Origin of the sequence: Bradyrhizobium sp. SZCCHNRI3043 (assembly GCF_032377735.1) — a bacterium.
Lineage (GTDB): Bacteria > Pseudomonadota > Alphaproteobacteria > Rhizobiales > Xanthobacteraceae > Bradyrhizobium.
The window spans coordinates 367,127-388,505 of sequence record NZ_JAUHID010000003.1; the positions used below are offsets into that span (position 1 = coordinate 367,127).

General features: G+C 65.6%; 23 protein-coding genes. 7 read left to right on the forward strand and 16 right to left on the reverse strand.

The window, feature by feature from the left end; all coding sequences use genetic code 11:
- Positions 1–29: 29 nt before the first annotated feature.
- The 6 genes from QX124_RS10480 to QX124_RS10505 all read right to left on the reverse strand — a co-directional run bounded on the left by QX124_RS10480 (position 30) and on the right by QX124_RS10505 (position 6,454).
- Positions 30–836 carry a shikimate dehydrogenase gene (locus tag QX124_RS10480; protein ID WP_315775515.1) on the reverse strand — a complete coding sequence of 269 codons (807 nt, stop codon included), beginning with the start codon at positions 834–836 and terminating at the stop codon, positions 30–32.
- 102 nt (positions 837–938) lie between these two features.
- Positions 939–2,084, reverse strand: coding sequence for an ABC transporter substrate-binding protein (locus QX124_RS10485; RefSeq protein WP_315775516.1), 1,146 nt, complete (start codon positions 2,082–2,084; stop codon positions 939–941).
- A 213-nt stretch (positions 2,085–2,297) separates the two neighbouring features.
- Positions 2,298–2,717, reverse strand: a complete 420-nt coding sequence (locus QX124_RS10490) for a thioesterase family protein (RefSeq protein WP_315753531.1) — start codon at positions 2,715–2,717, stop codon at positions 2,298–2,300.
- A gap of 240 nt (positions 2,718–2,957) precedes the next feature.
- On the reverse strand, positions 2,958–3,722 hold the full coding sequence (locus QX124_RS10495) for an SDR family NAD(P)-dependent oxidoreductase (protein WP_315783751.1): 765 nt from the start codon (positions 3,720–3,722) through the stop codon (positions 2,958–2,960).
- Positions 3,723–3,747: 25 nt separating this feature from the next.
- Complete coding sequence (locus tag QX124_RS10500) at positions 3,748–5,649, reverse strand: feruloyl-CoA synthase (protein ID WP_315797097.1); 1,902 nt, start codon at positions 5,647–5,649, stop codon at positions 3,748–3,750.
- 1 nt (position 5,650) lies between these two features.
- Entirely contained in the window at positions 5,651–6,454 is an 804-nt protein-coding gene (locus QX124_RS10505) for a crotonase/enoyl-CoA hydratase family protein (RefSeq protein WP_315772634.1), read from the reverse strand.
- Positions 6,455–7,234: 780 nt separating this feature from the next.
- Here QX124_RS10505 and QX124_RS10510 point away from each other — a divergent pair.
- Entirely contained in the window at positions 7,235–7,561 is a 327-nt protein-coding gene (locus QX124_RS10510) for a hypothetical protein (protein ID WP_315797098.1), read from the forward strand.
- A gap of 438 nt (positions 7,562–7,999) precedes the next feature.
- Here the strand turns inward: QX124_RS10510 and QX124_RS10515 are convergent, their stop codons facing one another.
- The 4 genes from QX124_RS10515 to QX124_RS10530 form a co-directional block, all read right to left on the reverse strand.
- Positions 8,000–8,479 carry a DUF3237 domain-containing protein gene (locus tag QX124_RS10515; RefSeq protein WP_315797099.1) on the reverse strand — a complete coding sequence of 160 codons (480 nt, stop codon included), beginning with the start codon at positions 8,477–8,479 and terminating at the stop codon, positions 8,000–8,002.
- Complete coding sequence (locus tag QX124_RS10520) at positions 8,479–9,798, reverse strand: TRAP transporter permease (protein ID WP_315734739.1); 1,320 nt, start codon at positions 9,796–9,798, stop codon at positions 8,479–8,481. The genes QX124_RS10515 and QX124_RS10520 overlap by 1 nt, the downstream gene beginning before the upstream one ends.
- A 6-nt stretch (positions 9,799–9,804) precedes the next feature.
- Entirely contained in the window at positions 9,805–10,314 is a 510-nt protein-coding gene (locus QX124_RS10525) for a TRAP transporter small permease (protein ID WP_315753543.1), read from the reverse strand.
- Between the two features lie 242 nt (positions 10,315–10,556).
- Positions 10,557–11,573, reverse strand: a complete 1,017-nt coding sequence (locus QX124_RS10530; RefSeq protein ID WP_315797100.1) for a TRAP transporter substrate-binding protein — start codon at positions 11,571–11,573, stop codon at positions 10,557–10,559.
- Between the two features lie 412 nt (positions 11,574–11,985).
- Here QX124_RS10530 and QX124_RS10535 point away from each other — a divergent pair, with 412 nt between their 5' ends.
- The gene (locus tag QX124_RS10535) at positions 11,986–12,399 is read left to right on the forward strand and encodes a PaaI family thioesterase (RefSeq protein ID WP_315797101.1); all 414 of its coding nucleotides are present in this window, start codon (positions 11,986–11,988) and stop codon (positions 12,397–12,399) included.
- Between the two features lie 222 nt (positions 12,400–12,621).
- On the opposite strand, the gene QX124_RS10540 is transcribed toward QX124_RS10535, so the two are convergent.
- Positions 12,622–13,506 (reverse strand): LysR family transcriptional regulator, encoded by an 885-nt coding sequence (locus QX124_RS10540; protein WP_315797102.1) that lies wholly within the window; start codon positions 13,504–13,506, stop codon positions 12,622–12,624.
- A gap of 120 nt (positions 13,507–13,626) precedes the next feature.
- On the opposite strand from QX124_RS10540, the gene QX124_RS10545 reads away from it, so the two are divergent.
- Complete coding sequence (locus QX124_RS10545; RefSeq protein WP_315772639.1) at positions 13,627–14,259, forward strand: pyridoxamine 5'-phosphate oxidase family protein; 633 nt, start codon at positions 13,627–13,629, stop codon at positions 14,257–14,259.
- A gap of 195 nt (positions 14,260–14,454) precedes the next feature.
- Here QX124_RS10545 and QX124_RS10550 read toward each other — a convergent pair whose 3' ends face one another.
- Entirely contained in the window at positions 14,455–15,183 is a 729-nt protein-coding gene (locus QX124_RS10550; RefSeq protein WP_315797103.1) for a glutathione S-transferase family protein, read from the reverse strand.
- A gap of 218 nt (positions 15,184–15,401) precedes the next feature.
- Here QX124_RS10550 and QX124_RS10555 point away from each other — a divergent pair, with 218 nt between their 5' ends.
- Both QX124_RS10555 and QX124_RS10560 read left to right on the forward strand, forming a co-directional pair.
- On the forward strand, positions 15,402–16,100 hold the full coding sequence (locus tag QX124_RS10555; RefSeq protein ID WP_315734755.1) for a YafY family protein: 699 nt from the start codon (positions 15,402–15,404) through the stop codon (positions 16,098–16,100).
- A complete protein-coding gene (locus QX124_RS10560) occupies positions 16,093–16,413 on the forward strand; it encodes a YkgJ family cysteine cluster protein (protein ID WP_315734757.1) in 321 nt (106 codons plus the stop codon). Before QX124_RS10555 ends, QX124_RS10560 begins: the two co-directional genes overlap by 8 nt.
- Positions 16,414–16,437: 24 nt before the next feature.
- On the opposite strand, the gene QX124_RS10565 is transcribed toward QX124_RS10560, so the two are convergent.
- The 4 genes from QX124_RS10565 to QX124_RS10580 all read right to left on the reverse strand — a co-directional run bounded on the left by QX124_RS10565 (position 16,438) and on the right by QX124_RS10580 (position 19,179).
- Positions 16,438–16,830, reverse strand: coding sequence for a hypothetical protein (locus QX124_RS10565; protein WP_315797163.1), 393 nt, complete (start codon positions 16,828–16,830; stop codon positions 16,438–16,440).
- 134 nt (positions 16,831–16,964) lie between these two features.
- Positions 16,965–17,315 carry a DUF3307 domain-containing protein gene (locus QX124_RS10570; protein ID WP_315735691.1) on the reverse strand — a complete coding sequence of 117 codons (351 nt, stop codon included), beginning with the start codon at positions 17,313–17,315 and terminating at the stop codon, positions 16,965–16,967.
- A 294-nt stretch (positions 17,316–17,609) separates the two neighbouring features.
- Positions 17,610–18,491, reverse strand: coding sequence for a DUF6537 domain-containing protein (locus tag QX124_RS10575; RefSeq protein ID WP_315734759.1), 882 nt, complete (start codon positions 18,489–18,491; stop codon positions 17,610–17,612).
- Positions 18,492–18,510: 19 nt separating this feature from the next.
- Complete coding sequence (locus QX124_RS10580) at positions 18,511–19,179, reverse strand: cyclic nucleotide-binding domain-containing protein (protein ID WP_315713745.1); 669 nt, start codon at positions 19,177–19,179, stop codon at positions 18,511–18,513.
- 293 nt (positions 19,180–19,472) lie between these two features.
- Here QX124_RS10580 and QX124_RS10585 point away from each other — a divergent pair, with 293 nt between their 5' ends.
- Both QX124_RS10585 and QX124_RS10590 read left to right on the forward strand, forming a co-directional pair.
- Complete coding sequence (locus tag QX124_RS10585) at positions 19,473–20,576, forward strand: cyclic nucleotide-gated ion channel (RefSeq protein WP_315797104.1); 1,104 nt, start codon at positions 19,473–19,475, stop codon at positions 20,574–20,576.
- Complete coding sequence (locus tag QX124_RS10590) at positions 20,573–21,367, forward strand: enoyl-CoA hydratase/isomerase family protein (protein WP_315783778.1); 795 nt, start codon at positions 20,573–20,575, stop codon at positions 21,365–21,367. Before QX124_RS10585 ends, QX124_RS10590 begins: the two co-directional genes overlap by 4 nt.
- Positions 21,368–21,379: the final 12 nt, after the last annotated feature.

Sequence of the window (21,379 nt, forward strand, 5' to 3'; positions counted from 1 at the left end):
GCCTGATGTCGATGGGGTGAGGCGCTGCTTCAGGAGGGCGCCTCCTTCGACAGCAGGAAATCGACCATCACGCGCTCCAGCGCCCGGTACATGTCGGTGCCGGTCGCCGTCAGGCAGCCGCGCTGGCGCGCAGCGGCGATGAAGGGCGAGACCTCGGGCCGGGTGATGACACAGCCGCAATAGGCCGACGGGCTGACGGTCGTCATATCGACCGGCAGAGGATCGCCGGGCTGCATGCCTGCCGGCGTGGCGTTGGCAACCATGTCGAAGCCTGTTGCGTTCATCGAGCCGACAACGGCGCGGCCTTTGCCCCGCTCGTTGAGGCGCGCGATCAGCACATCGCGGCGTCCGGCATCGCTGTCGTGAATGGCAAGCTCGCGCACGCCGGAATCGATCAGTGCGAGCGCAATCGCCGAGCCGGCACCACCCGCGCCGATTTGCAGGGCACGCGCACCATTGGGATCAAATCCCCCAGCTTTCGCAGCACCGACAAAGCCGAGACCGTCGACCATGTCGCCATGCCAGCCGCCGTCCGGGCTGCGGCGCATCAGATTGACGGCGCCGATGAAACGCGCGCGCTCGGTCGCGGTTGCACAGGCGCGATAGCAGGCGAATTTGTGCGGAATGGTCGCGACGATGCCGTCGAGATTCTTCACGCGGGTCATCGTCGCCAGGAAGTCGGCGAGATCGGCCGGCGCAATCTGCACCGCGACCAGGATCGCATCGCTGCCGCGATCGGCAAAGGCCTGGCTGACGCCGGCCGGCGCGCGCACCTGAGCGATCGGATCGCCGATGATGATGTGGAGCCGGGTGACTCCAGTGGGCGCAGGGATCATGGCGGGCTTTCCGGCAAAAACTCTAAAAGTCATGGTCCTGATGGCCGAAAGGCCGGCTCACCGAGCCGGCCTTTCCTGATCGAAGCTATGGTCCCCGCAAGCTCACTTCGCCGGGACGTATTTTCCGTCCTTCACGGTCAGGATGATGCGGGCGCGGTCGTCGAGGCCGGAGCGATCCTTTTCGGTGAAGTTGTAGACGCCCTGCGAGGCCGCCAGGTCCTTCTCGGTCAGCAGCGCCTGGCGGATGGCCTCGCGGAACTCCGGCGTGCCGGGCTTGGCGGTCTTCAGCGCCACCGGAATCACGCGCTTGAGGATCTCGAACGCGTCGAACGAGTGGCCGGCGAACTGGCTGCGGCTGTTCGGGCCATATTTGCCCTCATAGGCCTTGTTGAGCTCCATGCCCGGCTTCTTGGTGAGCGCGCTGTCGTCCTGCGTCTCCGGCGACATCACCGGACCGGACGCCATGATCACACCCTCCGCCGCCTTGCCGGCGATGCGGATGAAGTCCATGCTCGCGGCACCGTGGGTCTGATAGATCAGGCCCTGATAGCCGCGTTCGCGCAACTCGGTCTGCGGCAGCGCCGCCGCGGTGCCGGAAGCGCCGACCAGGATGGCGTCCGGATTGGCGGCAACCAGCTTCAGCACCTGGCCGGTGACCGAAGTATCGGGACGCGCGAACCGCTCCTCATCGGCAATCGTGATGCCCATCGGCACCGCCTGGTTCTTCAGATCGTTGAACCAGAGATCGCCGTAGGAGTCGGAGTAGCCGATGTAGCCGACGGTCTTGATGTTGTGCGCCCTCATGTGCTCGTACAACACCTTGCCCATGATCGGCACCGGCTGCGGCATCACCACCGACCATTTGGTGCGCTCGGGCGTGACCGGGAACGGCGCCAGGCCGAAATGCGGAATGCCGGCTTCATTGGCGACGTTGGAGACCGCGATGGTCGGCGGCGTCAGCGCCGAGCCCATGATGATGTCGGCTTTCGACTCCGTCACGAAGCGCCGCGCATTCGTCGTCGCCGTGGTCGGATCGCCGCCGTCGTCGAGCACGATCACCTTGAGCGGCACGCCGCCGATCTCCTTCGGCACGAACTCGAGCGCATTGCGCTCGGGGATGCCGAGCGCCGCGCCCGGCCCCGTCGTGGTCGTGGTGATGCCGATGGTGATCTCGCTGGTCTGCGCCAGCGCCGGCGCTGATGCCAGCATCGCGATGACGCCAGCCGCCGCCAGATAGGCCTTCCTCATAAAATCCTCCCTCAATCTTTTCGGTTCAGCTCGTGATCCGCCGATCCTGTTTGCAGTCCAGCCCCGACAGGGGCGTCTTCCATCTCGGACGGCCGATGCGTGTCCAAACGTGATCATAGCATTGAACACGAGAAGATCACCTCTCACCAGTCGACCAAAGCACGACGACGATTCATCCTTAAGACGGCCGCATGTCGCACCCAATGCCGCGCGTCAGCCCTCGAGAAACTTGGCCCGCATCTCCTCTGGAAAAGGCGCCGATTTCAGCTTGTCCGGGTCAACCGGATCGCGCCCGACCAGCACCCGGGTCTCGAACCCCTCGAGCGCCAGCGCCTCGCCCTTGAACACCTTGTGGGTGACGTCGAACGAGGAGCGCTTGATGCTCTCGATCCGGCTCTCGATCGTGATCCAGTCGCCATAGGTCGAGGGGATGTAGAACTTGGCGCGGGTGTCGACCATGGGGATCCCGACCAGGCCGTAGCGGCGGACGATGTCCTGCTTGGAAAACCCGGCCGCCTCGAACATGACAGAGGTCGCATCGTCGAACATCGCGAAATAGCGCGGATAGTAGACGATGTTGGCGGGATCGCAGTCGCCCCACTGGATCTGCACGTCGCGGCGGTGAACGAACATCGATTAAGCCTCGCTACGCCAACAACAACGGTCGGTAGGGTGGGCAAAGGCGCGACGCGCCGTGCCCACCATTTTCCGGGCCGGTGGGCACGCTGCGCTTTGCCCACCCTACGGCTCTCTCCGTCATTGCGAGCGAAGCGAAGCAATCCAGGGCCGGGTCGGGACTCTGGATTGCTTCCGCCTTCGCCCGATGGGCTGCGGCGGATACGTCGTCGCTACGCTGCTCGCAATGACGGAAAATCACTTCGGCGCCATGCGCAGCGAGCCGTCGAGGCGGACGACCTCGCCGTTCAGATAGGCGTTCTCGACCATATGCAGCGCAAGTGCGGCGAACTCATCGGCGTGACCGAGGCGGCGAGGGAACGGGATCGCGGCGGCGAGCGAGTCCTGGGCCTCCTGCGGCAGGTTGGCGAGCAGCGGCGTCAGGAATAGGCCGGGCGCAATGGTCAGCACGCGGATGCCGAACTGTGCGAGCTCACGCGCGATCGGCAGGGTCATGCCGACAATGCCGCCCTTCGAGGCCGAATAGGCGGACTGTCCGATCTGGCCGTCATAGGCCGCGACCGAGGCGGTGTTGATGACGACACCACGCTCGCCGGTCGCCTGCGGCTCCAGCTTGGTCATGCCGTTGGTGACCAGACGCAGCATGTTGAACGAGCCGATCAGGTTGACCTTGATGACCTTCTCGAAATCGGCCAGCGGCATCGGACCGTCGCGGCCGACGACGCGCTTGGCGACGCCGATGCCGGCGCAGTTCACCAGCACGCGCGGCTGCTGGCCGAGCGCCTCGACCGCCTTGGCGACGCCGGCTTCCGCGCCGGCGGCATCGGAAACGTCGCAGACCACGGCCACGCCCTTGATCTCGGCGGCGACCTCCTCGGCCAGCTTGGCATTGAGATCGAACACGGCGACCTTGGCGCCCTGGGCAGCGAGCTTGCGGGCGGTGGCGGCCCCGAGGCCGGAAGCGCCGCCGGTGACGATGGCGGCCTGATCCTTCAACAACATGTCGTTTCTCCCTTGGATGCGTCGATCAGCCGGCGATGATGATGTCGTCGTCCGGCGTCGCGGCGTAGATACGTTCGATCAGGTCCTTGCGGTGCTCCAGCACGGCGCGCTGGTTGATCGATCCCTTGTCGGTGACCTCGCCCTTGTCGATCGACAGCGGCACGCCGAGCAGGACGGCGCGCGTGATGCGCGTCGACGAGCCGGTCGCGGTCTGCAGGAATTTTGCGAAGCGCTCACGGAAGGCCTCGATGATCAGCGGATCGGCCGCTGTGGCGGCGAGATCGTCGAACGGCAAGGTCGCGTTGATCAGCCGGCAGCCGTCGGGATCGAGCACGACGATGGCAGCGATCTCGTCGCGGTTGATGCCGGCAATGATCACGTCGCGCGCCAGCGGCGCGCAGGCCGCGACGAAGCGCGCCCGCAACGGGCCGACCGAGACCCAGGTGCCGGACGCCAGCTTGAAGTCCTCGGCGACACGGCCGTCGAAGTCGAAGCCGGCATTGAAGTCGTCGGGATCGACGGGCTTCAGCGCGTCGCCCATCTTGTAGTAGCCTTCGTCATCGAAGGCCGCGGCCGAGACCTCAGGCAGGCGCCAATAGCCCGGCGTCACGTTCGGCCCCTTGGCCCGCACCTCCATCTTGCCATTGTTGGGCACGAGCTTGGCCTCGTTGCCCGACACCGGCAGGCCGACATGGCCGGAGCGGCTGGTGCGCGGATTGACCGACATGAAGAACGGTGCGGTCTCGGTCGAGCCGAGGCCCGTCAGCATCGGCACGCGAGTGCCGGTCTCGGCCACCGAGAGCTCATCGAGCTCGTTCCAGACATGCGGCGCCAGCGCGGCGCCGGAGAAGAACATCGCATGCAGCCGCTGGAAGAAGGACTTCCGCAGCGCCGGGTCCTCGCGGAAATAGGGCAGCAGCGACTCGTAGCCCTTGGGGACGTTGAAATAGACCGTCGGCGAGATCTCGCGCAGGTTTCGCACGGTCTCCTCGATCCCGCCCGGCACCGGCTTGCCCTGGTCGAGATACATCGAGCCGCCATTGAACAGCGTCAGCCCGATGTTGTGGTTGCCGCCGAAGGTGTGATTCCAGGGCAGCCAGTCGATGATGACGGGCGGCTCGTCCTTCAGGAACGCGAGCGTCTCGCGGATCATCACCTGGTTGGCGCAGATCATGCGCTGGGTGTTGATCACGGCCTTCGGGTTGCCGGTCGAGCCCGAGGTCAGCAGGAACTTCGCAATCGTGTCGGGGCCGATCTTGTCATGGGCGGCGTCGAGGCCGGGGAACAGCGGCGATGCGATCAGATCGGCGAGCATCGTGATCTTGCGGCCCGGCACCGAGCCGAACGACGCCACGATCTCGGTGCCCTCGGGCACGTTGGCGACGAGCGCGTCGGCGAACTTGTCGGCGTCGTCGACGAAGACGAGGCCCGGCGTCAGCAGCTTCATCAGATAAGCGAGCTTGCCGTAGTCGCGTGACACCAGCGAATAGGCTGGCGACACCGGGCAGAACGGGACGCCGGCATAGAGCGCGCCGAACGCGACCAGCGCATGGTCGATCGAATTGCCCGACAGGATCATCACCGGCCGGTCCGGCGACAGCCCGCGCGCGAGCAGCCCCGACGCGATGTGCCGGCTCGCCGCCAGCAGCGTGGCATAGGTCAGCTCGCGCCAGCCCTCCGGGCCGACGCGCTCGGCCATGAACACACGCTCAGGCGTGGCTTTGGCGAAGTGATGCAGCCGGTCGGTGATCCGCGGTGGATAGTCGCCGAGCGGCTGCTTCGGACGGAGATAGATGGTGCCGTCGTCGCGGCGGTCGACCGTGACAGCCGGATCGTTGAACGAGATCGCGCGCAACGGATGAACACTGGCGCTGCGCGCCGTGTTGTCCGTTCCTCCCTGTGTGCTTGTTATTGTTTGTGCGGTCATGTCACGTCGGCTTCACTTTTGCGGTCTTGTGATCGAGGAAGGCGCGGATGCGATTTTTGGCCTCCTTGTCGCTCTGCGCGACGGTGGCCATCAGCGATTCCATCAGCAGGCCGGTCTGCGGATTGGCCTCGGCGATCATCGGCAGCGCCTGCAGCACCGCGAAATTCGTCAGCGGCGCGTTGTTCGCGATCTTCGCCGCCAGCTCCATCGCCTTGGTCATCGAGGCACCGGCCTCGACGAGATATTGCGCGAAGCCGTAGGACGAGCCTTCGGTCGCCGAATAGACCCGGCCGGTCAGCATCATGTCCATCATGCGGGCGACGCCGATCAGGCGCGGCAACCTGACGGAGCCGCCGCCGCCGACGAAGATGCCGCGCTGGCCCTCGGGCAGCGCGAAGTAGGCCGACGGCTCGGCGACACGGATATGCGCGGCGCAGGCGAGCTCGAGGCCGCCGCCGATGACGGCGCCCTTCAGCGCGGCGATCACCGGCACGCGGCAGTACTGGATGCGGTCGAACACGCGATGCCACATCTGCGAATGCACCAGGCCCTCGGTCGCGTCGCGCTCGCGCAGCTCGGAGAGATCGAGGCCGGAGGAGAAATTGTCGCCGATGCCGTGGATCACGACGCAGCGGACGTCTTCAGGCAGGCTGGTGAAGCAATCGCCGATGGCGAGGATGATGCCGTCATTCAGCGCATTGCGCTTGGCCGGGCGGTTGAGCCCGATCGTCAGGACGGCGCCCTGCTGCTCGATCTGCAGCAGAGACGGATCGCCCGCTGGCGTGGCGGTGTCGGCGTTTCCCATCGCTTGATTGTGTCCTGTTCAGAATAGTTATGTTTTATAACGATCTTCGCGGGAGTCAACAAGCGGCGTCCGACATCATGTTGTGCGATGCAAAAGAACAAGCCGCCGAGGGGCTCGGTCACGCGCAGCATCGTAAGACCCGCCTGCGCGCAAAGGCAAATGACATGATCCGGCGTTCCCGCGGCGAAATCACGCCCGGGGCTTGCTGATCACGTTCACCCTCAAATGCAGAGGGCGCAGGGAAGGCCAGGCGTCGGCTGACGCCTGCGGCCCGCCTGCTAGAAAAAAATGCAGGCGGCAGGTACCACAGGTGCAGCCGGAAAACGCCCGGCCTTCCCTGCGCGATGGTCTTCACGCTTATACGCAGTCTCCCTGGTGCACCGGCTTGTTGGCCACCATGATCCGCGCGGCGCGTTAGCGCCGTCGCGAACGTAACACCGGCAACGGGGTGTCAGGACGCTGCGACTTCACGTCCGCGACACATCGTTCGTCCGCGCGCCCGTAGACACGCTGCGACATGATCGCGGCCACCGCTCCCCGCCCCGCGTGTCGTGACGATCGCGCGCTACGCCCCTCGGCTTGGGACGGGATGCCGGTAAAGAACCATAATTTCCGATAAAGCGCAAGATATTTATTTTTATCAGAATATGCTGGGAGGATGCCGCTTAGGCCGAAGCCCCCGGGGGCGACATCCGTGATGAACGGCCAACAACATTGCATTCAGGGTGCCTTCAAAGCCCGCGATGTAGAACGTCCCTACACTTCCCAATGGAGGGGACCATGGTTTCGCTGAAGACATCTCTCGCAGGCGGCGTCGCCGCGCTCGCTGTGACCGCAACCCTGCTCGCCGCGCCGGCGCCCGCTCAGGCCCATGACGGACGCAATGCGGCGTTGATCGGCGGCCTGGTGGCCGGAGCCCTCATCGGCGGCGCGCTGGCGTCGGAAGCGCAAGCGTATGAAGCGGCGCCGGTCTACCGCTCCCACTACCGCGACGCCACGTATGACGGCTACGGCTACGAGCGCTACCGTTACGTGCCGGCTCACCGCTATCGCGATTGCGACCACGGCGGCTACGGCCGGGTTTCGGATTGGGACGACGAGGATTAGTCGTACGTCTGCCCGGGATCCGGGCGTCCCGATTTTCTTGCTCGACGCCATGGCTTCCGGACGGCGCCACCACTAGCTGCGCTGTCGTCCCGGGTCGGCGCCTCGACCGCGCTGCGCGCCGCCGAGGCTTACCCGGGACGACAATGGTGTATGAGGCGAGAGCCCGCGGCCACAGATTCCGGTGTCGTCCCTGCGAACGCAGGGACCCATAACCACCGGCTTCGATGGGACGATGACTGGCAGTCATGCCTCACCGATCGATTCCGCGGTATGGATCCCTGCGTTCGCAGGGACGACAGCGGTGGTTGCAGCAACAGCTGGCGCCGCACCGTCATTGCGAGCGACGCGAAGCAATCCAGACTGCCTGCGAGGAGATACTCTGGATTGCTTCGTCGCTCTGCTCCTCACTATGACGAAGCGTGACGCAAGCCGCCCGGCCTACAGCACCACGTGCACGTCGATGACGACGCGATCGGCATGCCGGGCGGCGGAGCCTATGAAGACGTGCTCCATCAGCCAGCGATACTTCTCGTGGCCGGTCTCGAAGCGCGGGTGGGTGCGGAAGTAGATCAGCCTGGGGTCCACGGGCTCGCCGCGCTTGAGTTTCTGCAGGAGGTCGACCGGCCCGAAGCGGATGCCGCGGTTCTCGACATAGATGGTGGCGCCATCGTCGGTCTCGAACGCATACTTCGCTTCGAGATCGATCAGCTCGTTGGGACGGATGATCTGGAAGTCGGCACCGAAGTTGCAGATTTTGCCGCTGATGCCTTCACCCGCGAGGCCCGGCCCCTTCACCTCGCCGCCATGGATCGGAATGATCCGGCGCACGCCGATGCCGGTCTCGCCGGCGGAGGTCACCTCGCCGATCATGACGGTGAGGGTGAAGACGTAGCGGGTGTCGAGGATGGGCGCTGTCATCAGCGGTTCATCATCTGTTGCGGCAGCCAGGTGGCGAGCAGCGGGAAGGCGATCAGGATCACCAGCCGGATCAGGTCGGTCGCGACGAACGGCAGCACGCCCTTGAAGATCGTCGAGAACGACACGTCCTTCACCACGCTCTTGATCACGAACACGTTCATGCCGACCGGCGGATGGATCAGGCCGAGCTCGACGGTCATCACAATGATAACGCCGAACCAGATCGGATCGAAGCCGAGATGGGAGATGACGGGGAAGATGATCGGCACGGTCAGGATGATCATCGCCATCGCGTCCATCAGGCAGCCGAGGACGAGATACATCACCATGATCAGCGCCAGCACCCCGTAGGGCCCGAGGCCTAGACCGGTGAGGAATTCGGTCACCTTCTGCGGCGTCTGCGTCACCGTCAGGAAGTAGCCGAAGATCAAGGCGCCGATCAGCACCGTGAACACGGCCGCCGCGGTGCGCGTGGCCTGCAGCAGCGAGGCCAGGATCTTGTCCTTGTTCAGCCGTCCCGTGAACACGCCGATCAGGAACGCGCCGGTGGCGCCGACGCCGCCGGCCTCGGTCGGCGTGAAGCGCGGCAGGAAGGGGAGACCGTAGAGGCCGCCGATCACGAACAGGAACAGCAGCATCGGCGCCCAGATGCCCTTGAGGCCCTTGATACGCTCGCTCCAGGGCAGCGCCTCGCCCTTGGGCAGGAAATCCGGCCGGACGCGGCCGATCACCGTGATGGTGATCATGTACATGGTCATGGCGAGCAGGCCGGGGATGATGCCGGCGATGAACAGCTTGCCGATGTCCTGCTCGGTGATGATGCCGTAGACGGCGAGCACGGTCGACGGCGGCAGCATCGCGCCCAAGGTGCCGCCGGCGGCGATGACGCCGGTGGCGAAGGATTGCGGATAGCCGAAGCGGCGCATCTCCGGATAGGCCACGGCCGAGAACGTCGCGGCGGTCGCCACCGACGAGCCGCAGATCGCGGCGAAGCCGCCGCAGGCCGCGACCGTGGCGATGCCGAGCCCTCCGCGCAGATGGCCGACGAAGCCGTTGGCGGCGCGGAACAGCTCGCGGCTCATGCCCGAGTTGGACACGAACGTTCCCATCAGCAGGAACATCGGGATCACGCCGAACGTGTAGTCCGTGACCGTGCGCATCGAGGTCTGGCCGACCAGCTTCAACGCCGCCGTGCCGTTGACGAGATAGGCGAAGCCGGACACGCCGACGAGCCCCATCGCCATGCCCACCGGCACGCGCAGCAGCATCAGCGCAAACAGCGCAACGAAGCCGATGACGGCAACCGCATCCGTGCTCATGCGGCGCTACTCCGTGGGCTTGACTTGAGGGTCATGAATCTCCTCGGGGTGGAAAATCAGGCGATAGGTCCGGATGGCGATCAGGAGCACCGCCGAAACGTCGCCGATCCAGGCGATGGCGAAGAACGGCCAGGTCGGCATGTGCAGATCGAAGGTGAGGACGTTGTCCTCATAGGTGCCGCGCACCTTGTCGAACAGGGTCCAGGTCTGCACCGTGACGACGAACAGCAGCACCAGCGTTGCGAAGATGTCGATCCAGCGCTGATAGCGCGGGCCGACATTGCCCCAGATCAGATCCACGGTGATGTGGGTGCCGCGGTACGATGTCGCGGCGATTCCCCAGAAGATCAGGATGCCGAGCAGCATCCGCCCGATGTCGAAGGAATCGGGGATCGAATAGTTCAGCGTGTTGCGGAGCAGCACCGACAGGAAGATGTCGAGCGCGACGATGCCGACGAAGAACGCGGCGATCCACTCGATCCCGTCGATGATCCGGTCCATGAAGGCGCGCTGCATGGCGTCCCCGTTTGATCTTAGTCGTAGACCTGAAGATTGAGCGCGAGCTGTTGCTCAGCAGGCGGTGGGCCCCCTCGCCCCGCTCTTGTCCGCCGTAGCTCGAAGAGCGAAGGCGGATGCGGGGAGAGGGTTGGGGTGAGGCAAGCGGGGCGAGGTGGATCGGAGCGCGCGTCGAGGGCGCGCCTGTTGCCGCATCCATCGGAATGAGGCGGGAGGCGCGGCATCTGCGATGATCTCGACCGCTACTGCGCCAGCGCCTTGTACTTGGCGAGCGAGGCCTTCAGCTCGGTCATGGCGGCCTCGGCGTCGACGCCGGTCTTCTTGACGCCATCGGCCCACGTCTTGAAGAGCGGCTCGGAGGCCTTCTTCCACGAAGCGGTCTGCTCCGGCGTCAGCTTGTAGACCTCCTGGCCGGACTCGGCCTTGATCTTGTCGACGCCGGCGTCCTCGAACTTGCCCCAGGGCTCGCCGACCCGGCCGGCGGCTTCCGTGTTGCAGTTGTCGTCGATCGCCTTCTTCTGCGTCGCCGACATCTGGTTGTACTTGTCCTTGTTCATGACGAAGACGAAGGTCGTCACGTAGAACGGCGCATCCATGTGGTACTTCGTGACCTTGTCGACGCCGAACAGCACCAGCGAGCCCGCCGGAAAGGTGACGCCATCAGCGACGCCGCGCTCGATGATGTCGCGCACTTCCGGTGCCGACGACTGCACGTTGGTGCCGCCGAGCAGGGTGACGAAATTGGCGATCGTCGCATCGGCCGGGCGGATCTTCATGCCCTTGACGTCGTCGGGCACGACGACCTTCTTGGTGCGGGTGTGGAAAGCCGACGGCGTGTGGACGAAGGCGAGGCAGTACTTGACGTCCTTCATCTCCTTCTCGGCATATTTGCGATACCACGCGTCCAAACCTTCCGAGCCCCCCTTGGCGTCGGAGATCAGGAACGGCAACTCGCCGGCGCCGATGATCGGGAAACGGCCGGGCTGATAGCCGGGATTCACATAAGTGACATCGGCGATGCCGTCGCGCGCCATGTCGTAATGGTCGAAGGCCTTGCCGAGCTGCTGGGCCGGGAACACCTTGCCCTTGATGGTGCCGCCCGAGGCCTTCTCCACCGACGCCGCCCAATCCTCCAGCGCCTTCTGCAGCGGATGGCTCGCCGGCACCCAGTGCGAAATCTTCAGCTCGAACGTCTTGTCCTGCGCGAGCGCGGGGGTCACACCGGCAGCCAGCGCCAACGCCAGAAGCGTCTTCCTCATCGGGATCGTCTCCTCCATCAGTGGACCTTCGAGGGCCCTTTGCTTCATTGTTATAGCATATAAGCATCATTGCAAGCGCCGGCGGCAGGTCGGCCACCAGTGCACGCGCCAAGCGGAGCCTATCGCGCCCGCCAGCGCAAGTCTGGCAGACGAAAGTTGCAGGCACATGGCCATTTCATTAACACGTTAAGGATCTCGCCTGCACCCGAAATTGTACGGCGGGAGTATCGCACCACGAAATTGCCGCAGGGCCGCACCGGACGCCCGGCGACATCGCGCGCGGCCCATCCCGTGCATCCGATGCGCAACGCGTCAAACGCCCGCGCAAAAGGCGTTTGAAACTTTGTAGGCGGTGCAAAATCCGCGCTGATGTCGTTGACTGCGGACATTGCCAGCAACGATCGAGACACGCATGAGCAGCATCCCCGCCGGATTCGAACTGCATTTCCGCAAGAGCCCGTTCACCGATCCCTGGGAGCCGCTCTACGCCAAGAAAACCGACAAGGCCGTCATCCTCGGCCTGCGGCTCGCCACGCCGCACACCAATTCGCGCGGGCTGATCCATGGCGGGCTGATCGCATCGCTGGCCGACAATGCGATGGGCTATAGCTGCGCCCAGGCGCTTGGCTGGGAGGCGTCGCTGGTGACGATCAACCTCGCGGTGGACTACATCGGCAGCGCCGGGACCGGACAGTGGCTCAGCGTCGAGAGCGACGTCATCAAGAGCGGGCGCACCGTCTGCTTCGTGCAGAGCCTGGTGCTGGCCGATGACGCCGTGATCGCGCGTGCGAACGCGACCTTCCGGGTGGTGCCGAAGAAGGAGTGATCGAAACCGCCGGTCTTTCGCATCAAGACCAGTGTCGCACCAAGGTCGGCGCAATCGCATCCACTCGTCATTCCGGGGCAATCGGCAACGCGCATCTGCGCGTTGTCGATTGAACCCGGAATCTCGAGGTGATGAAGAACAGAGGCAAGACAACATCGGGATTCCGGGTTCAAGGCCTTCGGCCTTGCCCCGGAATGACGGGGTGTGGCGTTGTAGTCGCTTTCAGCCGAAGCGCCAGTCGCAGGTTGCGGTGATCAGGTCGATGAAGGCGCGCACTTTGGCGGAGAGCAGGCGGGAGCTCGGAAACACGATGTGGATCGGGAGCGGCGGCGGCTCGTATTTCGCCAGCACCCGCTTGAGGCGGCCGCCGCGCAGCGTGTCCGCTGCCTGATAGGCCATCACCCGTGTCACGCCGCCGCCCGCCTCGGCATATTGGATCGCGGCGTCGGCATTGTTGGTGACGAGCCGCGGGCTGACCGCAATCCGCAGCTCCCTGCCGTCCTTGACGAAGCGCCATTCGTCGGACGGGCCGAACTGGATGGTCTGGTGCTTCGCCAGCGCCTCGGGCATCCGCGGCTCACCATGGACCTTGAAGTAGGCGGGAGCGCCGACCACGATCCGGCGCATGCTGCCGACCTGGCGGGCCACGAGCGACGAATCGCCGAGATGGCCGATACGAACGGCACAGTCGACGCCGTCCTCCACCAGATTGATCTGGCGGTCCTCGAGGCGCAGCTCGGCCGCGACCTCGGCATAGCGGCTCAGATACGCAGCCATGATAGGACCGACATGGAGCCGGCCGAAGCCGACGGGCGCCGAGACCACCAACCGCCCCACCGGCTGCAGGCGCTCGCTCTCCGCGGCGCGCTCCGCCTCTGCCAGATCGGCCAGAATGCGGCCAGCGCGTTCGAGATAGCGTCGTCCGGAATCGGTCAGCGTCACCGAGCGCGTCGTCCGTTGGAGCAGGCGGACGCCAAGATGCGATTCGAGCGCGGCGACCAAACGGGTGACCGCCGATGGCGACAGCTTGAGCCGGCGCGCCGCCGGCGCGAAGCCATTCAGCTCGGCGACGGTGACGAAAGCCTGCATGGCGTCGATGCGGTCCATGGGATTATTGCAACATCTGCAACGATCCAATGTCAACTGGCCAGATTATTTCCCGGGGGGATTGGGACCATATTGACGGGATGGCGGCAGTCACTGCCGCAGCGACAAGGAGTCATTGCGATGACCCAGACATCCATCGAGGCACCGGGCGATGTCATGTTCTCACCCGCCGTGAAGGCGATCCAGACGCGCAAGGGGTCGCGCGAGAGCTACGCGCATGTGGAGCAGAGCCGCGGCTTTCGCCACGCGGTCGACGCCGATCTCGCCGGCCGCCTCGCCGAGGCCACGAGCTTCTATCTCGCGACCGCCTCGGCCGACGGCCAGCCCTACATCCAGCACCGCGGCGGACCGAAGGGCTTTCTCAAGGTGCTGGACAGCCACACGCTGGCCTTCGCCGACTTCAGCGGCAACCGGCAATATATCACCCAGGGCAATCTGTCGGAGAACCCGCACGCCTACATCTTCATCATGGACTACGCGCATCGCCGCCGGGTGAAGATCTGGGGGACGGCGCGGGTGGTGGAGGACGATGCCGCGCTGACGGCCTCGCTGATGCCGAGGGGCTACAAGGCGCGGCCCGAGCACGTCATCCTGTTCACGATCAGCGCGTGGGACACCAACTGCCCGCAGCACATCCCGCAGAAGTTCGACGCGGCCGACGTCGCGGAAGCGCTGGCGGTTCGCGATGCTCGCATCGCGGAGCTCGAGGCCGAGCTGGCGAAGTTGAAGGGCGAGAGCAAGCCCTCCGCCTAGGTCCTGCGCGCTGCGGGCCGCGCCTTTGGCTTGTTAGTCATTCCGGGGCAACCGCCAGTGCGCAGCGGCGCACTGGCGATTGAACCCCGGAATCTCGAGATTGTTAACAACGAACGCAAGACGACATCGAGATTCCGGGTTCAAGGCCTGCGGCCTTGCCCCGGAATGACGGTGAGTGGGACTCGACTGATCAGCTCACGCCGCCTCGGCTGCCCCGCCCCACTCGAACTCGGGGTAATATTGCGCCATCATCCGGTCGGCATAGGCGACGAGGTTGGCAAAGCCTTCGGTGCGCCGGCGCAGCTCAGATTCGAAGAACGGGGTGAGAATGCCGGCGATGACGGCGAACGCCGTCGCATCGGTGCCGCACGGACGGTCGCCCATCAGATAGGGCCGGTCGCCGAGCTGCACCGACAGCGCGCGCAGCGAGCGCGCTGCGAGATCGACGTCCTCATCCGGCGCATGGCGGCCGAGCCCGGAGATCAGGTAGTTCTCGGCGACGCGAAACTGCGCGTCCTCGCGCAGCTTCTCGCGCTTGTCGGCTGGCACGCCGTCGAAGAAATGCGCCGGCCCCTTGGCGAAGTTGACCGGATCGACCCAGCGCGCTCCGACCAGCGCGAAATACAGGTGATGCTCGATCATGCGCTCGAACCCCCAGGCCTGCGCCCGCGGGCGCACGTCGAGTCCATGATCGAAGTCGAAGCCATATTTGCGCTCGACATGGGCGCGGATGAAGGTCGAATCGGCAATCAGCTCGCCGCCGTCGTCGATGAAGGGCAGTTGCCCCTTCGGCGACGCCGGCGGCATCGCCCGCTGCTTCCGAAAAGCGAGGCCCGCCATCTTCAATTGCACCTCCGTCTTGGTGACGAAGGGGCTGATCTCCGGCAGGCCGAAGCCCGCGCCCAAACCGAACAATGTGATCATGACAGCACTCCCGACTTCCTGAGCAGACGCCGGACGCTACGAGCATGCTGCTGCCACCATGGTGTCAGCAGCGGCAGTAGCGTGGTGGCAAGGCCAAGGCCATAAAACATCATCATCGACATCACCCCTTCAATCTCGTTGTTGACCCGGTATAAAGGCGGGCTGCTGCCAGCATCCTGTCAGCATCGGCGGGGGTGCTCGCCCATGCAGGACACACCATGAGACGCGCCGACCGGCTATTCCAGATCATCCAGGTGCTGAGACGCACGCGCCGCCCCTTGACGGCGGACGCGATCGCGGCCGAGCTCGAGACCTCGAAGCGCACGATCTATCGCGACATCGCCACCCTGATCGGCCAGCGCGTGCCGATCCGCGGCGAGGCCGGCATGGGCTACATCCTGGAGAAAGGTTTCGATCTGCCGCCCTTGATGCTGACGCCGGACGAGATCGAGGCGGCGGTGCTTGGCGCGCAATGGGTCGCGGTCAACGCCGACCCGGTGCTGGCGCGCGCGGCGGAGGACCTGATGGCCAAGATCGCCGACACCGTGCCGGAGCGGCTGCGGCCGTTCGTGCTGGAGCCGGCGAGTCGCGCCCCGCGGCCGTGGATGCGCGAGCCGGACCACATCGACATGGCGCGCACACGCTCGCAGATCCACGAGGGCCGCAAGATCAGGTTGCGCTATCGCGACGAGCAGGGCCGCGACAGCGAGCGCGTGATCTGGCCGATCGCAATCGGCTATCATGACGCCGTCCGCATCCTCGCCGCCTGGTGCGAGCTGCGCCACGACTTCCGCAGCTTCAGGACCGACCGTGTCGTCGAGGCGGACTATCTCGACGACAAATATCCGGAAAGGCGCGAGGCGCTGCGCGCCAAATGGCGGCGCAGCCTGGTGTGGGAGGTTCCCAAGGATGTCTGAACCGATGCCCGATGACCTTGACGTCAGCCCCTGTCAGAGCTGCGGCGCGTGCTGCGCCTATTCGTCGAACTGGCCGCGCTTCACCATCGAGGAAGATGCCGCGCTCGACCTCATCCCGGCGGAGCTGGTCAACGAGCGGCTGTCGGGCATGCGCTGCGACGGCGACCGCTGCTGCGCGCTCGATGGCGAAATCGCGCGTTCCGTCGCGTGCCGGATCTACGCGATCCGCCCCGAGGTGTGCCGGACCTGCATGCCCGGTGACGCCGAATGCGCGATGGCCCGGCGCAAGTTCGGGCTGCAAGTGCTCGCCTGAGCCAAAGGCAAGGAAGACGGGGAGTCAGGCCATGACCGGCTCGGGGCTGTCGTCGAGATCGTCCTCGAACGGCTTCATCACCGAGAGCGGCTTGGTCGACAGCGAGATCGGCTTGCGGCTCGAGGTCGTGCTGGCCGGACCCGCCCGGCCCCCGCGGGATTGCGCATACAGCGCCGATCCGACCCGGCCGCCGAACTGCGACAGGTCCTGCTCGCTGCAGGTGGATGCAATCGCAATCGCCAGCGGGTGAAGATGCGTGCGCCTGTAGCAGAACAGCGCCAGCATGGCCCTCACATCGGCGGACACGCTCTCGACCAGCGCGGGCAGCCCGTTGGCGTCGGCACGGTAGAGCTCGCCGAGAAGCTCGTCGCCGACCGGGCACGAATCGCTCTCGAACGCATCGCGGCTTTGAAGCATCGGTTTGATTGCCATGCCGCGACGATGCAGCGCGAATCGCTAACGGTCGGTTAACCAAACCGAACGGTCGTCCCACCCCCGGCTTGACACGGGGGCTGCCGCGGCCGGCGCGCCGAGACGCGCCGTGGCCGGGCTCAGCCGTTCGCGGCCATGAAGATCGAGAGCCCGAAGCCGGTGAGGTGATGCAGCGCCTGATCGACGCCGATCAGGGTCCAGAACCAGGGGTGCTCGGTATTCATGCCGAACCGCGACGAGCAGATGCCCTTCAGGCGATCGATGGTGATGTGAATGGCGAAGTCGATCACGGCGACGAACCAGAATCTCGGCGCGACGATCAGGATCAGGACCATGGCGACGGCGAGATGGATCAGGCAGTGCACCAACAGCGGCAGCGCCCAGCCCTTCCGCTGGTCCTTGCCATAGGCCATCCAGGCGTTCTGCAGCACGAAGTCGCCAATGATGTGCTTGAAGGTCAGCAGCAGCATCCAGCCGACCAGCGCACCAACCGGAACCTGCGACGACAAAGAGGGAAAAGACAAAGCTGACGCTCTCGCTACGACTGACCCTTGGAACCCAACCTTGGACGCACGGGGAACTGGAGGCGTTCAGCGCAATCTGATGAGAATACCCGGCCAATTCGACGCGTATGCGACGCTTATGACATCTCCGGTAGCGAATTGCACGCGAAAGGGAACTTCAAATCGCACCCTGCTACCCTTCGCGGCAATCCCGCCGGGGGTAAGGTTACCCACGCCGCGGCAACCGTCGCTGCGGCGGCGTCATTCCGCGGCGTTGGCCTTCGGCACTGAGAGCGCCCTCGCCCGGATCTGCGCGATGGTCCGCTTCAGCGCCCCCTGTCCCGGCTCTGCCAGCGCAACGGCGCGCGCCTCGGCGATGGCGGAGGCAAGATCCGAGATCGGCAGGACGCCATCGAAGGTGGGCTTGGCCAGGCCATCGATGATGGCATGCCAATCGGCGAGACCCTGCCGGTAGCCGTCGCCCTGCCCCTGGATCATGGTCGCCGTCGCGATCACGGCGGGCGCCGCCGCAGGCTGCTTGTCCAACGCGCGCGCGATCATGTGCAGCCACCGCTCGGCCCAGGCGCGCTCCTCGCCATAGCGCACCGACTGCAGCCGCCAGCGCCGCAGGCCAGCCATCAGCTTGAGGCGGCGAACGGCGAGCCGCGATCGGACCGAAAAGCGGACCTTGACCCGGCGCCGACCCAGCCAGCCGATCTGCTCGAAGACCGCCAGCAACGATTCCGCCACGGCTTGCGGCAGCGCACCGATCAGCTCGTCGAGGCGGAACCTCCTGACGTCGTCGCTCTCGCGCCCCCCCGGGCGCCGCCCCATGTCGAGGCTGATCAATCTGAGCTGGGCGATCCGGATCGGATCCTCATAGGCCATGCGGGCGGCCAGCAGCTGCGCGATCTCGGACAGCATGCCGGCATCGACGTTCGATCTGCGCACGAACCGCTTGATGCGATCGACATAGAGCTGCGCGTAGCTCGCGCCCTGATACTCCATCAGCAGATGGATGCCATCGCTCACCGCCGGCACGGCGGCGTCAGGAAGGCCCTGAGGCAGAAAAGGCGGCTCGCCATCGTCGCCGCCGATGACGTCGGCGAAGAGATATCGCAGCGAGGATCGGACGCTTTTCACTGGGCTTCAGGCTCCCGGATCACGCCGGCTTGGCGACGGGCGCCGGCGCGGTGGTCTGTTGCGCCAGACGCCGCTCGAGCGTTTCGATGTTCTGGAACAGCCGGGCGCTGGCGAGGCGCAGGAAGTAGAAGGCGAAGGCGGGGTTCTGGACGTAGAGCTGCTCGACCTGGTCGTAGGAGACCGACAGGATCAGGCCGCCCTCGACGCATTCCAGTGTCTGCGTGCGCGTATTGGACGGCGAGATCATGCCGAACTCGCCGACGATCGCACCGACCGGCAGCTCGATACCGGATTCGACCAGGCGGAAGCGGCCGCTGACGATGTAGTACATGCTGTCGGCCTTCTCGTCCTTGTAGAACAGCACCTCGCCGGGACCGCATTTGCGCTCGGTCATGAACGGCTTCAGCCATTCCATGGAGAGGTCGCTGTTGACCGACTGCTTCACGTCGCGGACCAGCTGCAGCATCTGGTGGAGCCGGTAGCTGTTGAGCGGCAGCAGCACCCCGTGCAGGATCAGGACCGGATAGTTGTGCATCGGCACCGCAGTCGCGATCAGGACGATGTTGGTGAGGATGGCGAAAACCCGCAGCGGAATCATCGTCCGCATCGACAGCGTGGCGACCACGAAGATCGAGGCGAAGAGGCTGCCGGCGGCGCCCGCATGTTCGACCAGGTGTGAGGTATCCATCGGGATCAACCAGACTCTTGGGACGCGGGAGGGCGGACGCTCGGTTCCGGCCTCCTTTTGCCTAATTTAGCGTGTCCATGCCGACCTCTGATATACGGCGATCAGACGACGTTTGAACCGGTATTTGAGCCGGCACGGAAAAATTCCCCGCTCGAAGTAGAACGGCTGGACCTGCCGGATGACGCTGCCCAACCGACCGACCCGCATCGTTGACGGGATTTCCCCGATCGGGGCACCTTGACGCCGCCGCGATCTCCTGCGGCTCTGAGACCAGCGACTGACGCCCGCCGCCCATGACCAAACCGCAGCACCCTGCCCTGGCGGCATTCGTCACCGCGTTGGCCGGACGCAACATGACCAGAGCGGCCCATGTGGCCGTGGCGCTCGGCATGAGCGCCATGGTGCTGTTGACGATGGACCCGGCCTACGAGGCCGGGCGGCGCTGGATCATCGCCCTGCTGTGGGGATGCCTTGTCTTTTTCGTCGTCGAATGGGCCGTTCGGGTTCAGCAGGCGGCGCGGGCGCATCGCGCCGCCGCCTACCTGATGTCGGGCCGGGGGCTGCTGGACACGCTCTCCGGCCTTGCCGTGCCGGTCGCGCTGGCCTCGGGCACGGAGGTACGCACCGCGTGGCTGCTGGCGGTGCTCAAGGTGATCCCCGGCGTCCCGGGCCTGCGCCAGCTCCGCCGGGTGCTCGTGGTCGAAGCACGCCCGCTGCTGTCGGTGCTGGTGCTGTTCCTGCTGGTGCTGTTTCTCGGATCGGTCGCCGAATACGCGCTCGAGCACGACGAGCAGCCGGCCACCTTCGGCACCATCCCGTCCGCGCTATGGTGGGCCGTCGCGACCCTCACCACCACGGGCTATGGCGACGTGGTGCCGATCACGCCGCTCGGGCGGGTGGTCGCCGCCACGGTGATGATCTCCGGCCTCGGCGTGTTCGGCCTGTGGACCGGCATCCTGGCCACCGCCTTCGCCGCGGAAACCCGGCGCGACAACTTTCTGAAGACCTGGGAATCGGTCAGCAGGGTACCGTTCTTCGCCAGCCTCGGGCCCTCCACGATCGCCGACGTCGCGCAGATGCTGCGCACCATCGACCTGCCGCCGCGCGCCATCGTGATCCGTAAGGGCAAGCCGGGCGACTGCATGTATTTCATCGCCTCCGGCGAGGTCGAGGTCGACCTTCCCGGCAAGAAGGTCCGGCTCGGCGAGGGCGCGTTCTTCGGCGAGATGGCGCTGCTCGGGAACAACCTGCGCTCGGCCGACATCAGCACGACCGGGCTGTCGAAGCTGCTGGTCCTCGACCTCGTCGATTTCCGCGTGCTGATGGCACGCCCCCCCGATCTGGGGCAGAGCATCGATGCCGAGGCCAAGCGCCGAACCATGGAGAACAGGACATGACGACCGGACGGACCACCCAGGCCGATGACGCGCCGAGCAAGCCCCTCCTGACCATCGACGGCGCCCGCGCCACCATTCGGCTCAACCGTCCGCGCCATCTCAACCGGCTGCAGCCGGAGGATCTCGGCGCGCTGCTGGCGCTGTTCGACCAGGTCGAGGCCGACCCCGCCTTGCGCGTGCTGGTACTGACCGGCACCGGACGCGCCTTCAGCGCCGGCTTCGACCTTGGCGCCATCGGCGCAACGCCGGCGGATACGGCCGAGGCTTCCAGCCCGGCATTCGAAGAGGTCGTCGACCGGCTGGAGGACCTCGCTCTGCCAACGATCTGCCGGCTCAACGGCGGGGTCTACGGGGGTTCGACCGATCTGGCGCTGGCCTGCGATTTCCGGATCGGGGTCGATACGAGCGAGATGTTCATGCCGGCGGCGCGGCTCGGGCTGCACTACTACCCCAACGGCATCAAGCGCTACGTCTCCCGTCTCGGCATCGACAATGCGAAGCGTCTGTTCCTGACGGCGGAGAAGATCAACGCGGCTGAAATGCTGCGCATCGGCTATCTCACCGGCTTGGTGGCGGCCGATGCGCTCGATGCGGAGGTCGACCGGCTGGCGGCCATTCTGGCCGGCAATGCTCCGTCGGCCATGCGCGGCATGAAGCGCGCCATCAACGAATTTGCCCGCGGAGCCCTCGACGATGCGGCCGCTCGCCGCAGGCATCAGGACAGCATGAGTGGAGCCGAGATCCGCGAAGGCATGAAATCGTTTGCAGAGAAGAGAATGCCAAGATTCTGAGCGCAGCTGCGC

Excerpts from the sequence above, each read along its gene's own strand:
- QX124_RS10530 (WP_315797100.1), bottom strand. The coding sequence starts at position 11,573 with ATGAGGAAGACGCTTCTGGCGTTGGCGCTGGCTGCCGGTGTGACCCCC.
- QX124_RS10510 (WP_315797098.1), top strand. The coding sequence starts at position 7,235 with ATGGTTTCGCTGAAGACATCTCTCGCAGGCGGCGTCGCCGCGCTCGCT.
- QX124_RS10540 (WP_315797102.1), bottom strand. The coding sequence starts at position 13,506 with ATGGACCGCATCGACGCCATGCAGGCTTTCGTCACCGTCGCCGAGCTG.
- QX124_RS10580 (WP_315713745.1), bottom strand. The coding sequence starts at position 19,179 with ATGGATACCTCACACCTGGTCGAACATGCGGGCGCCGCCGGCAGCCTC.
- QX124_RS10545 (WP_315772639.1), top strand. The coding sequence starts at position 13,627 with ATGACCCAGACATCCATCGAGGCACCGGGCGATGTCATGTTCTCACCC.
- QX124_RS10570 (WP_315735691.1), bottom strand. The coding sequence starts at position 17,315 with ATGCTGCTGCTGACCTTCAAGCACATCATTGGCGACTTCGTGCTGCAG.
- QX124_RS10550 (WP_315797103.1), bottom strand. The coding sequence starts at position 15,183 with ATGATCACATTGTTCGGTTTGGGCGCGGGCTTCGGCCTGCCGGAGATC.
- QX124_RS10555 (WP_315734755.1), top strand. The coding sequence starts at position 15,402 with ATGAGACGCGCCGACCGGCTATTCCAGATCATCCAGGTGCTGAGACGC.
- QX124_RS10490 (WP_315753531.1), bottom strand. The coding sequence starts at position 2,717 with ATGTTCGTTCACCGCCGCGACGTGCAGATCCAGTGGGGCGACTGCGAT.
- QX124_RS10515 (WP_315797099.1), bottom strand. The coding sequence starts at position 8,479 with ATGACAGCGCCCATCCTCGACACCCGCTACGTCTTCACCCTCACCGTC.
- QX124_RS10565 (WP_315797163.1), bottom strand. The coding sequence starts at position 16,830 with ATGCTTCAAAGCCGCGATGCGTTCGAGAGCGATTCGTGCCCGGTCGGC.
- QX124_RS10485 (WP_315775516.1), bottom strand. The coding sequence starts at position 2,084 with ATGAGGAAGGCCTATCTGGCGGCGGCTGGCGTCATCGCGATGCTGGCA.
- QX124_RS10535 (WP_315797101.1), top strand. The coding sequence starts at position 11,986 with ATGAGCAGCATCCCCGCCGGATTCGAACTGCATTTCCGCAAGAGCCCG.
- QX124_RS10495 (WP_315783751.1), bottom strand. The coding sequence starts at position 3,722 with ATGTTGTTGAAGGATCAGGCCGCCATCGTCACCGGCGGCGCTTCCGGC.
- QX124_RS10500 (WP_315797097.1), bottom strand. The coding sequence starts at position 5,649 with ATGACCGCACAAACAATAACAAGCACACAGGGAGGAACGGACAACACG.
- QX124_RS10560 (WP_315734757.1), top strand. The coding sequence starts at position 16,093 with ATGTCTGAACCGATGCCCGATGACCTTGACGTCAGCCCCTGTCAGAGC.
- QX124_RS10585 (WP_315797104.1), top strand. The coding sequence starts at position 19,473 with ATGACCAAACCGCAGCACCCTGCCCTGGCGGCATTCGTCACCGCGTTG.
- QX124_RS10505 (WP_315772634.1), bottom strand. The coding sequence starts at position 6,454 with ATGGGAAACGCCGACACCGCCACGCCAGCGGGCGATCCGTCTCTGCTG.
- QX124_RS10480 (WP_315775515.1), bottom strand. The coding sequence starts at position 836 with ATGATCCCTGCGCCCACTGGAGTCACCCGGCTCCACATCATCATCGGC.
- QX124_RS10520 (WP_315734739.1), bottom strand. The coding sequence starts at position 9,798 with ATGAGCACGGATGCGGTTGCCGTCATCGGCTTCGTTGCGCTGTTTGCG.
- QX124_RS10590 (WP_315783778.1), top strand. The coding sequence starts at position 20,573 with ATGACGACCGGACGGACCACCCAGGCCGATGACGCGCCGAGCAAGCCC.
- QX124_RS10525 (WP_315753543.1), bottom strand. The coding sequence starts at position 10,314 with ATGCAGCGCGCCTTCATGGACCGGATCATCGACGGGATCGAGTGGATC.